A 13,840-nucleotide genomic window follows, 5' to 3' on the forward strand; every position below is an offset into this window, starting at 1 on the left:
AGGAGGCTCAGTGACAACCACCGAAGAAGCCCTCACCTACGAGTCCACTTCACGGTTCGCGCAAGTGCGCCCCGATCTGAAACTGCACTTCCACGAGGCGGGCGTCGGAAACGACAAGACCATCGTGCTGCTGCACGGCGGTGGCCCAGGCGCGTCGTCGTGGTCTAACTTCGCCCGCAACATTCCGGTGTTGGCGAAGAGCTTTCACGTCATCGCGGTCGATCAGCCCGGTTACGGGCAGTCCGACAAGCCGACGGAGCATCCGCAGTACTTCGTGCACAGTGCGTCGGCGCTCAATGATCTCCTGGACACGCTCGAGATCACCGGTCGCGTTGATCTGCTGGGCAATTCGCTCGGTGGTGGCGCTGCTGTTCGCTTTGCGCTCGACTACCCGGACCGTGCGGGTCGCCTCGTTCTGATGGGCCCCGGCGGTCTGAGTGTCAACCTGTTTGCGCCGGACCCCACCGAGGGCGTCAAGAACCTCGGAAAGTTCAGCTACCAGCCCACCCGAGAAAACCTCGAAGCATTCCTGCGGATCATGGTCTTCGATCAGAAGCTGATCACGCCGGAACTCGTCGACGAACGTTTTGCTGCCGCCAGCACTCCCGAGTCGCTGGCTGCGGCCAAGGCGATGGGTAAGTCCTTCTCCAGCGGTGACTTCGAGCTCGGCATGCTCTGGCGCGAGGCGTACAAGCTTCGTCAGCGTGTGTTGCTGATCTGGGGCCGTGAGGATCGGGTCAACCCTCTCGACGGCGCACTGGTCGCGCTCAAGATGATCCCGCGCGCGCAGCTCCACGTCTTCGGCGGTTGCGGTCACTGGGCGCAGCTCGAGAAGTTCGACGAATTCAACCGGCTCGCAACCGACTTCCTGCTCGACGGAGGTAAATGATGGGTATTCGATCTCTGGCGTACATGCGCATCGGGGCCACCGACATGGCTGCGTGGCGCGAATACGGACTCAAGATCCTCGGAATGATCGAGGGCAAGGGCGTCGACGCGGAATCGCTGTATCTGCGTATGGACGACTTCCCGGCGCGTCTTGTCATCGTTCCGAACGACACGGACCGTCTGCTCGTCTCGGGTTGGGAAACCGCGAATGCCGCTGAGCTGCAGGATATCCGTGACAGGTTGTCGGCAGCCGGTGTTCCGTTCAAGGAAGGCACGGCGGAGCAGCTCAAGGACCGTCGCGTCGTCGAGATGATCGCGTTCGAGGACACCTCGGGCAACTCCCTCGAGGTGTTCCACGGAGCTGCTCTCGAACACCGCCGGATCGTGAGCCCGTACGGGCACAGGTTCGTGACGGGTGAGCAGGGCCTCGGCCACGTCGTGCTCACCACCGATGACGACGATGCTTCGCTGCGGTTCTACCGCGACGTACTCGGATTCAAGCTTCGCGACTCGATGCGTCTGCCTCCGCAGATGGTCGGCCGGCCCGCGGACGGCGACCCGGCGTGGCTGAGGTTCCTCGGCTGCAACCCGCGTCACCACAGCTTGGCGTTCCTGCCGTTGCCCAACCCGACGGGCATCGTGCACCTGATGCTCGAAGTGGAGAACTCCGACGACGTCGGACTGTGCCTCGACCGGGCACTGCGCAAGAAGGTCAAGATGTCGGCGACTCTCGGTCGCCACGTCAACGACGAGATGCTCTCGTTCTACATGAAGACTCCAGGCGGGTTCGACATCGAATTCGGTTGTGAGGGGCTAGAGGTCGAGGACGAAAACTGGATCGCGAGGGAAAGCACGGCCGTGAGCCTGTGGGGTCACGACTTCACGGTGGGAATGAAGCCGTGAGTTCGCCCGACGCGTCGGTGAGTGCGGAGCAGGCGATCGATCCACGCCAGTTCCGCACGGTTCTCGGGCAATTCTGCACGGGTATCACCATCATCACGACAGTCGACGACGGTGAGCCTGTCGGGTTCGCATGTCAGTCTTTCGCGGCCCTGTCACTCGACCCGCCTTTGGTGTTGTTCTGCCCCACCAAGGGTTCTCGGTCGTGGGCGGCAATCGAGCGGACCGGTAAGTTCGCCGTCAACGTGTTGGCGGAGGAACAGCAGGCGGTGTGTGCTCGTTTCGGGTCACGTGAGCCGGACAAGTTCGCCGGCATCGATTGGACGCCATCGCCTCTGGGCTCGCCGATCATCGACAAGTCCCTTGCACACATCGACTGCACGGTGGAAACCGTCCACGACGGCGGCGATCACTACGTCGTCTTCGGTCGGGTGTCGTCGATGAGTGAGATCAAGACCGAACGCCCGCTGCTCTTCTATCGCGGGCAGTACACGGGCATCGAGCCGGACAAGACTGTTCCGGCTACCTGGCGTGACGATCTGGAAGCGTTCCTGACGACCACGACAGAAGATACCTGGCTGTAGGGGGCAAGCCCCCTGTGCGCCTTTTTGGTAGTGGTAACTACCAAAAAGGCGCACAGGGCCGGAGGCCCTACAGAGAAAAACAGGTATGACAGAAGTCGTCACCGAACGGCGTCAACAGGATGCTACGACGCACTATCTTGTTCGATCGGCCGGCGCGCTTGACCGCCTCGATCACCGATGGCTGCACCTCGACCACCTGGTACCGGTCGGCCTCGACGGGCTCGCGTGAGAACGCCACCAAACCGAGCCGATGCAGGTTGTTCAGGTACGCGCTGATGCGGTCCAGATGTCGACAGCCCGCCAGTTCTCCGATCATCGACAGACCCTCGTCGATCATCTCCGAGCCGACACCGAACGGCCGCGCCGTGCGTACGTCCACGCTCGGTTGCGCACCGGAGGTGGCCAACAACCGAAGAATTCGAGCTTCGTCGGGTGCGATCTCGTCGAGGATCCGGTCGTAGGCCGGGTGCAGATCGTCACGATCGGTCACGTCCGCGGAACGGTCCAGCAACCTGTCGCCACGTGCCCGCAGCGCCGCGAGAGTGGCCTCCACGCTCTGCTTGCGATTGGTACGAGTTGCCATTGCTGCCCGCAGGTTCTCCGTCCGCGAGCCGTCTCCGTTGGTGTTCTCGGCCCGACGTTCGGATTGCACGTTGGCGGATTCTGCAGCCTCTGCCGCGGCTTCGGCGGCGGCCTGAACGATCTGCCGCGTCGCCTCCTTCGCCGTTCCGAAAGCCCAACCCGTCAGCTTGATCGACGTGAGCGTCGTCGTGGCGGTAAGCCCGACAAGGCTACGGATCAGACGCTTTTCGACGGATTCGACCGGCGCGATGTCCGCAGCCCAGTCGTACGATTCCGCTTCGACGATCATGCGATGGTCGTGCTCACTCATGCTCATACTCCGAATATTGCGAGGTGTAGGAAACCGGCAAACGAGCCCAGCACGGCCCCGTGTACGAACAACAGCCACTCGTCCTGCTTGACGGCTGAGCGTAGTAGTTCGCTGAAATCTTCCGGTGAAAGGATGCTCATGCGTTCGGTGACGAAGACACGAATCTTCTCCGACTGGTTCTCGGCGAACTCCGCATCCTCGAAGACCCGGGGGTACAGGTCGAGCACTTCGGTGGTGGCCAGTCCAGGCAGACGCTTGTAGCTCTGCGAACCGACGGTCATCTTGACCACCGACTTTGCCCAGCCGGCTGCGTCGTCGACGGATTCGCGCAGTACCTGATCGAGCATCCGCCGCGTTCGGTCCGAGCGGGGACCTTCGAGGAGTTCGGTGCCGATGTTCTCGAGCGTCACGACGTGATCGGCGAGGGTTTTTGCGTACCCGGCGATGCTCTCGGTGCGGCGTTTCAGGAACAGTCCCTGCCGCCACGGCACCCAACGGCTGGGGGTGATCGGTTCGAAGATCATCGTGATTCCGAGGTAGTTCACGATGTACCCGATGATCACGCCACCGATGGGAAGCACCCACCACTGCGGAACCAGATGGAGGATTCCGACGAGCACGAAGCCCATCGGGAACCCGAAGTAGAAGCCGAAGTTCTGCATGAACCTGAGCTCTTTGTTGCCCATCGTGCGGAAGATGTCGTTGAGCAGTTTGGGGTGCGAGGAGAGGTAGCGGATCACCATCAGCTTCGCGTCGATGAACTCGTCGATGTCCTCTTCGATGCGGTCGGTGATCATGCGCACGCTGGCCGGCAGATCGTCCTCCACCTTGCGGAAGACGGCTTCCTTCACCGACGTCGGAAGGTTGTGCCAGAGCTGAGGATTCTCGGCCGTCATGATTCTGGTGACCACGCCGCGCACTTCACTGCGAGAAATGTTCACCAAGTGCTCGGCGATGCTGTCCGGGTCCAGGACGCGATAGAAATCGGCGATGCTGCCGACTTTCGCGAGGGATTTGTCGACGGCGATCGACGCCATCTTCTCCGCCCGCGAGGGGACGATGCCTTGCCAACCGAATCTGCCGTCGCTGGTGATCGCGGGGATCACCTGAACGCGCCGGGGGAGGAACGGGAAGAGCAGTTTGAGGCCGGGCACTTTGATCCCCTGGAAGTTGATCGGCGCAAAAAGCATCAGGACGCCCGACCAATTGGTGATGTACCCGATGATTCCCGTGAACAAAGGAATGGTGATCAACTGTTCGAGCAAGTGGTCCGGCACCGTCGCACATCCTCCTCATATCCGAGAACCTCACGTTCGGACATGATTGCCGAAACTTCGCTCTTCGTGGGTGTTTCGTTGGCTACTGCTGCGCCTTCCCAGTTGCGTCAGCATAGAGGCCCGACAATTCGGGCTGTAGGTGGGTCGGAAGTTGATGTAACCTCACGTACATGGTCAGTATTGCGCACAACACGACGACGCCGGTTCTCTTCCGGCGCATCGTTTAGCAACTGCTGACCGAACCCTTTCAGCCCCGGGAGTTATCGCCCCGGGGCTTTCCTGTTTCGTCGCTCCGTGTGCGTCTCCCCTTGAACGATTTGGAGAGCTCTCATGAGCGTTGACCACCGCGAACTCGGGCGCGACCTGGAGTTTTTCGCCACCACCCCCACCGTCGGGGCCGGCCTCCCACTCTGGTTACCGGACGGCGCGATCATCAGGAACGAACTCGAAAAGCTCGCCGCCGAACAAGCAGCGCGATCCGGATGCCGGGGTGTCTATACCCCCGTTATGGCGAAGAAAGAGTTGTACGAGAGATCTGGGCATTGGTCCAAGTTCTCGGACGACATGTTTCCCGAAATGAAGATAGGCGGAGAGTCATTTCTCCTTCGTCCGGCTAACTGTCCTCATCACGCTCAGGTATTCGCCGCTCGCGGTCGTAGTTATCGCGAGCTACCTTTCCGCGTTCGTGAACTCGGCTCGATGTTCCGTAGCGAACTCTCCGGTGTTCTCAGCGGATTGAGTCGAGTCCGGCAGATCAATCTCGACGACGCACATGTCTTCTGTAGTCGTGAACAAGTGCAAGCGGAAGTGATCGTCGCGCTCGACGCGATCGAGCGCTGCTACTCGACTCTGGGGATTGCCGAACGGAAGTACCGCCTCTCGATCAGAGGGGGAGAGGGGCAGTACCTCGGCACCGACGAGCAGTGGGCGGACGCCGAGGATCACCTTCGCGGGGCGCTGAATGCACGCTCGATCGAGTACGTGGAAGCGAAGGGGGAGGCAGCGTTCTACGGTCCCAAGATCGACGTCCAGGTGCGAGACGCGCACGGCCGCGAGGAAACACTCTCGACCGTGCAACTCGACTTCAATCAACCGGAGCGGTTCGACCTCGAGTACACCGCTGAGGACGGATCCAAGGTTCGCCCCGTCATGATCCATCGGGGCTTGCTCGGGTCGATGGAACGCATGACTGCGCTTTTGATCGAAAGGTTCGAAGGGCGGATGCCGCCGTGGCTGGCACCCAACCAAGTCTCGATTCTGCCCGTCGGCGACCGGCACCAGGTTGAGGCCGAGCGTTTGCGGGCCGATCTCGAGGCTCGCGATGTTCGAGTGGCGATCGCGCCTGACGGATCGTTGGGACGTCGCATCCGCGAGGCACGCACTCACCGTGACCCGTACATCGCGGTGATCGGGGACAACGAGGTGCACGGCGGCACCGTCGACGTTCTGGTCCCCGCGCGTGGTGGGCGGGTGGTCGTCGATGCGAGTGTGTTTGTCGCTCAGGTGGTCTCGGGCATCAAAGAGCGTGCCCTGCTTCCGGCAGACTTCTAGCCGACGGGGAGCTCGTGGAGGGCGCGCACCAGTGGCGCGAGTTCGGGTGTCTTGCATGCCTCGTCGAGCGCGGCCTCGAGGGTGGCGTCGTGCGTCGGCCGTGCGCTTTCGAGAAGCTCGCGGCCGGCCGGCGTCAGCTCGGTGTAGATGCCTCGACGGTCGTCGGCGCACAGGATGCGCGTCAATAGTCCTCGATCTTCGAGTCGATTGACCAAGCGCGTCGTGGCGCTGCTGCTCAGTGCGGCAGCGCGAGCCAACTGAGCCATCCGCATGTGCCAGCCGTCCTGGCGGCTCAACGCGTCGAGGACGGTGTATTCGACGACGGACAGTTTGTGCTCACGCTGGAGCGCGCGTTCCAGTTCGGTGTCGAGGGCGCCGTGCAGTGCTGCGAGCGTGCGCCACCCTTGCGAACGGATTTCGACGGCGTCGTCGGCGATCCCCATGTGATTCTCCTTGTCCGTTTCCTGCGACTCCAGGTTACCAGCTTGCGCATGTAGCGCGCGCGTGCAACTATTTATAGCGCGCCTGCAACTAATGCACACGCCCGCTAACGGCTTACGCGTAAATCTGTGAAAGGAACATCGAGATGCCATTGGGTCTCATTGCCCTCGCTATGGGCGGGTTCGGGATCGGCCTCACCGAATTTGTCATCATGGGCCTCCTGCCCGAGGTCTCGGCTGATTTCGAGGTCACCGAGTCCGTCGCGGGCTACCTGATCTCGGGCTACGCACTGTCGGTGGCGATCGGCGCGATCCTCCTGACCGCTGCCGTCACCCGCTTCGAGCGCAAGAAGGTCCTTCTCTCGCTCATGGTGCTGTTCATCATCGGCAACCTGATGTCCGCGCTCGCTCCCTCCTACGAGGTCATGATGGGCGGACGCATCGTCGCGGCGCTGTGCCACGGTGCGTTCTTCGGAATCGGCTCGGTGGTTGCCGCCGACATGGTCGCGCCCAACAAGCGCGCCGGCGCCATCGCGATGATGTTCGCGGGCCTGACCATCGCCAACGTTCTCGGCGTTCCGTTCGGCACGCTGCTGGGCCAGCAACTCGGATGGCGCTCGACGTTCTGGGCCATCACCGTCATCGGCGTCATCGCACTGATCGGAATTGCAGCACTCGTCCCGACGACGCCCGCCAGCACGACCGGTGGCGGATTGCGCGGAGAGTTGGGGGCATTCCGCAACAAGCAGGTATGGCTCTCGATCGCCATCACCATCCTCGGCTACGGCGGAATGTTCGGAGCCTTCACCTACATCGCCTTCACCCTCACCGAGGTCACCGGCTTCGCGACGTCCAGCGTTCCGTGGCTGCTCATCCTCTTCGGCTCGGGCCTGTTCGTCGGTAACTTCCTCGGCGCCAGGGCGGCCGACCGCTCGCTGACGAAGTCGCTGGTCTGGATTCTCGCGATCCTGACCGTCGTTCTGATCGTGTTCGCCGCCACCGCCGAGAGCAAGGTCATGACCGTGATCTCACTGTTCTTCATGGGCGCCTTCGGTTTTGCGACGGTGCCCGGGTTGCAGATGCGGATCATGAACTACGCGTCGGCCGCACCGACCATGGCGTCGGGTGCAAATATTGCCGCCTTCAACGTCGGCAACGCGCTCGGGGCATGGCTGGGCGGAATCACCATCGCCGCGGGACTCGGCTTCACCTCCCCGATCTGGATGGGGGCGGCGGTCACCGTCGCCGGTCTGCTGGTCCTGATCGTCGCGGCGAAGATCGACCGCCCGGCAGCGTCAGAGCAGTCGACGATGAGCACCTCGCTGCACCCGACCGCCGCCTGAACCTGGCCATTGCGCTCTGACCCCATCGCGTGAACGTATCGCTCCCCTTGTCCAACAAGGGGAGCGATACGTTCACGCGGGTCAGGTGAGGCGGAATTCGGACGTCAACCCGGAGAAGGGCGTGATCGCGCCGCTACCCCGAGCCTTCGACGCACCGAAGTGTTGGACTCGATACGTACCCGCCGGAGTATCGGCCGGAACATCCCACGTGATGCGCACGACGGAACCGTTGCTCCCGACCCGGCGCCAGTGCAGTTTGGTGGACCAGTCGTTGTCGTCGGCGACCCGTGTCCAGGATCCGCCGGTATTGCGCTGGATCTCGTAGAAGGTCCCGTTTCGGTGAGTGTCGTTCTTGGGGTGGCCGGTGACGAACTCGACGGCAACCTGCGCACCCGGTGAGCTGTCGCCGGGCTGGACGGTCGCATCGCCGAATTGTGTTCCCGGCAAGGGCTCGTCGAAGTCGACGCCAGGTCCGAAGCTGGGTTGGAACCCGGACAGGTCGGCCGGAGCGGGGCCGCGAGGAGGTTCGGTGCCGTCGCGCATCGCGGCTGCAAGGGCGGCATACCCCTGCTGATAGGCCGGCAGTGTGTAACGACCGAACATCGTCGAACCGCCCTCGTACTGCTGCGAATCGTATTCCTGTGGCGTGGTGCAGTAGCTCGAGTACGAGTTCGCGTAGCCCTGGAAGATGACGTTCTCGAGCGGAATTCCAAGCTCCTCGGCGACGGTTCGACGCACTCGTAATCCGGAGACGATGGTGAATTCCGCAGGGCCACCGACGATGTAGAACTGACCGATCCGCAGGATCTGGATCTTGAGTACGTTCGGCACCCATCCTCCCGGTGGCAGCAGGCCGACCGGAACGACTACGAGTTTGGGCGCCTGTGCATCCTGAAGCCATTGAGGCACAGGAGCATCCATACCGCCCAGGGCGTCGATCATGGGGTTTCGGGTGCCCTCGGGGAAGATCGGGATTGCCGGTCCGTCCTCGACGCTTCCGGCGCTCATTGCCGCGCCGATCGCGGCCGGAGCGGTGCGGTGCTCGCGTCCGTCGGGGGTGAATCTTCCGCTCACCACCTGATTTGCCATGTCCAGGTACATGATCCGACTGTCGACGCCACCGGTGACGGTGTCGGACGCCGCGTCGAAGGCAGTTCGAGCTGCCGCTACCTGGCGCAGCCCGATGATGCGTGCGTTCTCGAATTCGTCTTCGGTCGGTCCGCGTCCGGGCTCGAGGAAGAGGTTGGGTGACATGTCGCCGCTGTTGGTCTGCGGAAACGCAGCAATGAAGCTGGTGTCGCCGTCGAGGTAGCGCACGCCCTGGTCGTCGTGCTCCCAGAAGTACGCCGCGGCGCCCTTGTTGTCCCCGGAGATGAGATGGTTCTCGTTCGTAAGCGAGGCGCAGTGGGTGGCGAACCAGTTGATCGCTCCGATGTCCTTGCTGCCCCGACTGATACGCATGACACGCATGTGGTGGTCGTTGCCACCGGGGTAGTAGGCCTTGTCCTCTTCGGGGTTGAGGTCGAACGCCACTCGCGATCGGTTGACGCTGGCGTCGGTGAGATCGGACCGCCCGAAACGGACCGTGCCTGGCGCCAGGTTCTCGTGCGCAGCGCTGATCGCCTCGACCATGCCGTTGACCTCGGCTTCGAACACCTGCAGTTCGAAGCCGAGAACTGCGAGGTTGTACGCGTAGTTGTGCGAGGCCCCACCACATGCCGCGTGTGAATGGATGGCCGTCAACATGACGTTGCGTTCGGTGTAGATGTCACCGAACCTCCCGGCCAGTCGGCGCAGGACCTCGTCGTGAACGGACTGGAAGATCATGCAGTTGTCGACGCACACGTAGGCGACCCGCGACCCGCCGGACTCGAAGATGAAGGCGCGTGCGCGCATTCGCTGGTGCAGGCCTTCGGCGCGTTGATCGAAGCTCGAGTAGCCCATCATGCCGACTTCGGCGACCGGTCCGGTCACGTCGGAAATTCCGACGCCCACCTGCAGTGACGCCGACGACTTGTCGGTGCGTGCGGGTGAAACGGTGCGTGCCGGCGAAGCTGCGACGGCCTGGTTCGTCGACAGAGCGGCGAGCGCAGGTGCGGCGGCAGCGCCTGCCAGTACGGTGCGTCGGGTGATCTGCACGAGTGTCCTTTCGGGCGGTCTGACGCGAGTTGGTCAACCGTCCAGGAGTGTAGCCCGAGTCACACGTGACCGAAAGGGGTGCCGTCGGCCGACACTCAGATTGTTGTGGCCTCCCCGAACGTCATCGCCAGGTTCTTGATGGTCGTGGTCATCAGGGCCCGGCGGGGGAGTCCCAGTTTCCGAAGCTCCGCCGCCATCGGGTGACTGCCCAGTTGAACCTCGGCTCCACCAGGGCGCGATTTGACGCCGGTCGGTGCCATGTCCCACGACGTGCACCTGGTGGCGCCGTCGAGATGTGAGTACGCGGCCAACGACATGTTGGCTCCGCCGCCCGGCACGCTGACGCCGGATTTCACACTCAACTGTGTGATGAGTTTGCCGTCGCGCGAGACCGATCCGCGCTTGACCGAGCCGACGTGCTCGGTGTCGAACTCGGCGAGCACCTTCGGGAATCCCCAGATTTCCCGGCCGGCGGCCTTGGTGAACTCGCCGTCCACCGGCAACTCGTGAATGAGTGCCCCTGCAGTTCCGGCAGCGAGCGAACGTAGATCTCCCAGCACCGAGGTTTCGGGAGGCGCAGTGTGGCTGCGCACCATGTACGTCACTCCGAATTCGTTGTACGGCCCCAGATCCCCGTCGATGTAGTCGACAAAAACCAGGCCGCACAGCGCCCGGCCGGGGCGGTACTGGAGCACGGTCAAGCCGGTGTAGTCGATGATCGACTGCGCGGTTGTGCTCGGTACCGAGTACAACGCCATGAAGGCCGACGCGGTGCGAACTTCGACGGGCATCTCGACCCTCTTGCCCAGAATCGTGTAGCTCATGGCGCTACCACCCCACGGAGTCCGTCGGAGCCGTAGACGGGTTCGAGCATCGAGCGGAAATCCGGTCCGCGGCGCAGCATTTGGCCTCCGTCGACGTTGATGATCTGCCCGGTGATCCAGGTGGATTGCGGTCCGAGTAGGAAAGAAGCGAGTCCGGCGACGTCCTCGACCTCGCCGACGCGTTCGAGCGGCGTGTTGGCCAGGTAGTCGTCCAGGATGGGGCCACCGTCGGTGATGAGCGCGACCAGATCCGTTCGGGTCAGACCCGGCCGGATCGCATTGACACGAATGTTGCTGGCGCCCAGTTCGTCTGCCGCCAATTGCACCAGGTGGTCGACGCCGGACTTCGAGACGCCGTACGCGCCGAACCAGCGATGTGTGTTGCTGCTGGCGATCGACGAGATCGCGACGATGGATCCACCGCCTCCTGCCACCAGTGCCCGCGCGCCGTGCTTGATCGTCAGCATGGTCCCCGTGACGTTGAGGTCGACGGTGCGGCGCCAGGCGTCGACGTCGAGTTGCGTGACCGGTGCGATGGTTTCGTTCCCGCCGGCGCAGGCCACGACTCCGTCGAGCTTTCCGGTGACGGACACCGCCGCGGCGACGGCGGCGACGACGTCTGTCTCGATCGTGACGTCGGCGGGGGAGACGCTGACCGATCCTTCCGGACTCGACTGCCGGATCGATTCGGCGGCAGCATCGAGTTTCTCCTTGTTGCGTCCGCAGATCGTGACGTGAGCGCCGGACCCAACCAGCGAACGAGCGATGCCCAGGCCGATGCCACTACCGCCGCCGGTCACCAGTATCGATGTGCCGGTGAAAGTGGGTATGCCCGCTGAGGCGGTGTCGTCGTCCATGCGTGTCTCCTGGTCGTTGCTCCGGCGGGCTCGCGTGCTGCTTCTGGAGGTTTTCCGGTCCGGCTTCGGTGAAAACGCCCCACGCTATATAGGAACAGGTTCTACTTATTGAGGCAAGGGTTGTGCGAGAGGTGGAGTGATGGCTACCAGACCGACCTTCGATTTGATCGACGGACGCTTCTACAGCGGAGACCTCGGGAATGTGCGCGACGCATACGCCTGGATGCGTGATCACGAGCCCGTGTACCGAGACGACGCCAACGGAATCACCGCGGCCGCGAGTTACGACGCCGTCGTCGCAGCCGAGCGGGATCCCGAACTGTTCTCCAACGCCGGTGGCATCCGCCCCGAAACCGGTCCATTGCCGCAGATGATCGACATGGACGACCCGCAGCACCTCACACGTCGACGCTTGGTCAATGCGGGTTTCACACGTAAGAAGGTCGAAGCCAAGGCCGGCCGTATCCGGGAGATCTGCGATCAACTGATCGACGCCGTCTGTGAGAAAGGAGAAGCCGACTTCGTCGCAGACCTGGCGGCACCGCTGCCGATGGCCGTCATCGGCGACATGTTGGGTGTCCGTCCGGAGGAACGCGCGTTGTTTCTGCGGTGGTCGGAGGATCTGGTGAAGGCATTGGGAAGCAACGCTTCCCAGGATCAACTGCAGGCCATGATGGTTGCGTACGTCGATTTCACCGCGTACATGATGCGAACCATCGCCGAGCGGAGGAGCGACCCGGCCGACGATTTGGTGAGCACGTTGATTCACAGTGCGGTCGACGGCGAAGCCCTCTCCGATCAGGAAATCGTCAACGAATCCCTGCTGATCCTGATCGGCGGTGACGAGACCACACGGCACGTGCTCAGCGGCGGCATGGAACAGCTACTGCGCCATCCGGACCAGCGCCGGGAGCTAGTCGACGATCCCGATGCCATTCCCTTGGCAATGGAGGAGATGCTGCGGTGGTCCTCGCCGATCAAGAACATGGCTCGAACCCTGACCCGTGACACCGATTTCTTCGGCGCGCAGCTGAAGGCAGGTGAGAAGATGCTGCTGCTCTTCGAATCGGCAAATTTCGACGAGTCCGTGTTCCTGAACGCCGAACGGTTCGATGTCGGCCGCACACCGAATCCGCACGTGGCCTTCGGCTTCGGAACTCATTTCTGTCTGGGCAATCAGCTGGCCAGGTTGGAGGGACGGATCATGTTCGAGCAACTCTTCGCCAGGCTGCCGGACATGGAACTTGCCACCGACGCGCCGTTGCAGCGGCGTGCGGCCAACTTCGTGTCCGGGCTCGAATCGATGCCGGTGCGGTTTAACTCTTCTGCCCCGTCAGCCGGGTAGTTGGCAGTTAGGAGGCGCAGCATCTTCGGAGAGGGGGCTGCCCGCCGGATTGACGTAGACGACCTCGAGCACCAATGGTGTTGTCTGCGAGTTGTTTCCGATGTGCACATGATCTGAACCGCTCGGTTCGATCAAAGTATTTCCGGCGCTGTAGATCCCGTCGACGGAGCAATCGGATCGGTAGTGGCTCAACGTGCCCTGCGCGATCAGCGCGTAGAGCGTCCCGTCGTGGAAGTGCCAACCGGTGGAACCGCCGGGGTCGATGGTGATCTGGCGCAGGATGTAGTCCTTGCCGTCGAAAGTCACCTGCCCGAGGATTTCTCCGTGTACTCCCGTGCTCGGTGTTGCCGACGCATTGATCGGCGTCAGCGACAGTCCGATCGCTGCGGACACTGCAAGCAGAACCTGATGGCGTTTACGCATGAGCGGCCCTCCCAGACGGATGTGCTCCTGAGTGTCCTCCGACAGTGTCCGATTTATCCCGGTTTTCGTGGATCTTGCAGGGTGACGGCAGAGGTATGCCCTTGAGAGGCGGTTACGCTCGTGTCATGCAGCAAGTCGCGACGAGGCGCCGGAGCCAGCCGCCGCCTGCGCTTCATGTTCGAGGCATTGATCGATCCGTACCGCCAGCCCGCCCGGCACTGGCTGGAACTTCTCGAGAGCGAGATCGCACCGGAGATCGTCAGGGCTGAAGAACCGGAGTTGGTGATCTGGTCGTCGATCTGGCCGGACCGACCCGACGCCGTCATCCGATTCGACATCGAGGCGGTCGGAAACAGCACGATGCTGCGTTGGACGCT

At 62.8% G+C, this 13,840-nt stretch carries 14 protein-coding genes; 7 read left to right on the plus strand and 7 right to left on the minus strand.

Annotated elements, in window-relative coordinates:
* Positions 1-10 precede the first annotated feature (10 nt).
* The 3 genes from hsaD to hsaB are packed head-to-tail and all read left to right on the plus strand — an operon-like array spanning position 11 to position 2,372.
* Positions 11-889: a 4,5:9,10-diseco-3-hydroxy-5,9,17-trioxoandrosta-1(10),2-diene-4-oate hydrolase gene (hsaD, locus tag A2J01_RS07435; protein WP_003945808.1), complete on the plus strand. Its 879-nt coding sequence runs from the start codon at positions 11-13 to the stop codon at positions 887-889.
* On the plus strand, positions 889-1,791 hold the full coding sequence (gene hsaC, locus A2J01_RS07440; protein ID WP_003945585.1) for an iron-dependent extradiol dioxygenase HsaC: 903 nt from the start codon (positions 889-891) through the stop codon (positions 1,789-1,791). Before hsaD ends, hsaC begins: the two co-directional genes overlap by 1 nt.
* Entirely contained in the window at positions 1,788-2,372 is a 585-nt protein-coding gene (gene hsaB / locus A2J01_RS07445) for a 3-hydroxy-9,10-secoandrosta-1,3,5(10)-triene-9,17-dione monooxygenase reductase subunit (RefSeq protein WP_003945677.1), read from the plus strand. The genes hsaC and hsaB overlap by 4 nt, the downstream gene beginning before the upstream one ends.
* A gap of 67 nt (positions 2,373-2,439) precedes the next feature.
* On the opposite strand, the gene A2J01_RS36810 is transcribed toward hsaB, so the two are convergent.
* Together A2J01_RS36810 and A2J01_RS07455 are read right to left on the minus strand one after the other, a co-directional pair.
* Positions 2,440-3,264 (minus strand): Abi-alpha family protein, encoded by an 825-nt coding sequence (locus tag A2J01_RS36810; RefSeq protein WP_007734103.1) that lies wholly within the window; start codon positions 3,262-3,264, stop codon positions 2,440-2,442.
* Between the two features lie 2 nt (positions 3,265-3,266).
* Positions 3,267-4,541: a DUF445 domain-containing protein gene (locus A2J01_RS07455; RefSeq protein WP_064112425.1), complete on the minus strand. Its 1,275-nt coding sequence runs from the start codon at positions 4,539-4,541 to the stop codon at positions 3,267-3,269.
* Positions 4,542-4,871: 330 nt separating this feature from the next.
* Between A2J01_RS07455 and thrS the strand changes: the two genes are divergently transcribed.
* On the plus strand, positions 4,872-6,092 hold the full coding sequence (gene thrS / locus A2J01_RS07460; RefSeq protein WP_064112426.1) for a threonine--tRNA ligase: 1,221 nt from the start codon (positions 4,872-4,874) through the stop codon (positions 6,090-6,092).
* Here thrS and A2J01_RS07465 read toward each other — a convergent pair.
* Positions 6,089-6,535 (minus strand): MarR family winged helix-turn-helix transcriptional regulator, encoded by a 447-nt coding sequence (locus A2J01_RS07465; protein ID WP_003945852.1) that lies wholly within the window; start codon positions 6,533-6,535, stop codon positions 6,089-6,091. The two genes, thrS and A2J01_RS07465, sit on opposite strands and share 4 nt — an antisense overlap.
* Before the next feature lie 143 nt (positions 6,536-6,678).
* On the opposite strand from A2J01_RS07465, the gene A2J01_RS07470 reads away from it, so the two are divergent.
* On the plus strand, positions 6,679-7,875 hold the full coding sequence (locus A2J01_RS07470; RefSeq protein WP_064112427.1) for an MFS transporter: 1,197 nt from the start codon (positions 6,679-6,681) through the stop codon (positions 7,873-7,875).
* 81 nt (positions 7,876-7,956) lie between these two features.
* On the opposite strand, the gene A2J01_RS07475 is transcribed toward A2J01_RS07470, so the two are convergent.
* The 3 genes from A2J01_RS07475 to A2J01_RS07485 form a co-directional block, all read right to left on the minus strand.
* Positions 7,957-10,014 carry a neutral/alkaline ceramidase gene (locus A2J01_RS07475; protein ID WP_064112428.1) on the minus strand — a complete coding sequence of 686 codons (2,058 nt, stop codon included), beginning with the start codon at positions 10,012-10,014 and terminating at the stop codon, positions 7,957-7,959.
* A gap of 95 nt (positions 10,015-10,109) precedes the next feature.
* Positions 10,110-10,838: an acetoacetate decarboxylase family protein gene (locus tag A2J01_RS07480; protein WP_042920495.1), complete on the minus strand. Its 729-nt coding sequence runs from the start codon at positions 10,836-10,838 to the stop codon at positions 10,110-10,112.
* The gene (locus A2J01_RS07485) at positions 10,835-11,695 is read right to left on the minus strand and encodes an SDR family oxidoreductase (protein ID WP_064112429.1); all 861 of its coding nucleotides are present in this window, start codon (positions 11,693-11,695) and stop codon (positions 10,835-10,837) included. Before A2J01_RS07485 ends, A2J01_RS07480 begins: the two co-directional genes overlap by 4 nt.
* A gap of 139 nt (positions 11,696-11,834) precedes the next feature.
* Between A2J01_RS07485 and A2J01_RS07490 the strand changes: the two genes are divergently transcribed.
* Entirely contained in the window at positions 11,835-13,040 is a 1,206-nt protein-coding gene (locus A2J01_RS07490; protein ID WP_064112430.1) for a cytochrome P450, read from the plus strand.
* Here A2J01_RS07490 and A2J01_RS07495 read toward each other — a convergent pair.
* Complete coding sequence (locus tag A2J01_RS07495; RefSeq protein WP_003945598.1) at positions 13,029-13,463, minus strand: cupin; 435 nt, start codon at positions 13,461-13,463, stop codon at positions 13,029-13,031. The two genes, A2J01_RS07490 and A2J01_RS07495, sit on opposite strands and share 12 nt — an antisense overlap.
* Positions 13,464-13,637: 174 nt before the next feature.
* Here A2J01_RS07495 and A2J01_RS07500 point away from each other — a divergent pair.
* Positions 13,638-13,840: hypothetical protein (locus tag A2J01_RS07500; protein ID WP_064112431.1), on the plus strand; the 203-nt coding region annotated here is incomplete at its 3' end.

Origin of the sequence: Rhodococcus sp. EPR-134, assembly GCF_001647205.1 — a bacterium.
GTDB classification, from domain to species: domain Bacteria; phylum Actinomycetota; class Actinomycetes; order Mycobacteriales; family Mycobacteriaceae; genus Rhodococcus_F; species Rhodococcus_F qingshengii.

What these genes read in the sequence shown, in the direction of transcription:
- hsaC (WP_003945585.1), top strand. Translation starts at nt 889, where the DNA reads ATGGGTATTCGATCTCTGGCGTACATGCGCATCGGGGCCACCGACATG.
- A2J01_RS36810 (WP_007734103.1), bottom strand. Translation starts at nt 3,264, where the DNA reads ATGAGTGAGCACGACCATCGCATGATCGTCGAAGCGGAATCGTACGAC.
- thrS (WP_064112426.1), top strand. Translation starts at nt 4,872, where the DNA reads ATGAGCGTTGACCACCGCGAACTCGGGCGCGACCTGGAGTTTTTCGCC.
- A2J01_RS07465 (WP_003945852.1), bottom strand. Translation starts at nt 6,535, where the DNA reads ATGGGGATCGCCGACGACGCCGTCGAAATCCGTTCGCAAGGGTGGCGC.
- A2J01_RS07470 (WP_064112427.1), top strand. Translation starts at nt 6,679, where the DNA reads ATGCCATTGGGTCTCATTGCCCTCGCTATGGGCGGGTTCGGGATCGGC.
- A2J01_RS07480 (WP_042920495.1), bottom strand. Translation starts at nt 10,838, where the DNA reads ATGAGCTACACGATTCTGGGCAAGAGGGTCGAGATGCCCGTCGAAGTT.
- A2J01_RS07485 (WP_064112429.1), bottom strand. Translation starts at nt 11,695, where the DNA reads ATGGACGACGACACCGCCTCAGCGGGCATACCCACTTTCACCGGCACA.
- A2J01_RS07490 (WP_064112430.1), top strand. Translation starts at nt 11,835, where the DNA reads ATGGCTACCAGACCGACCTTCGATTTGATCGACGGACGCTTCTACAGC.
- A2J01_RS07495 (WP_003945598.1), bottom strand. Translation starts at nt 13,463, where the DNA reads ATGCGTAAACGCCATCAGGTTCTGCTTGCAGTGTCCGCAGCGATCGGA.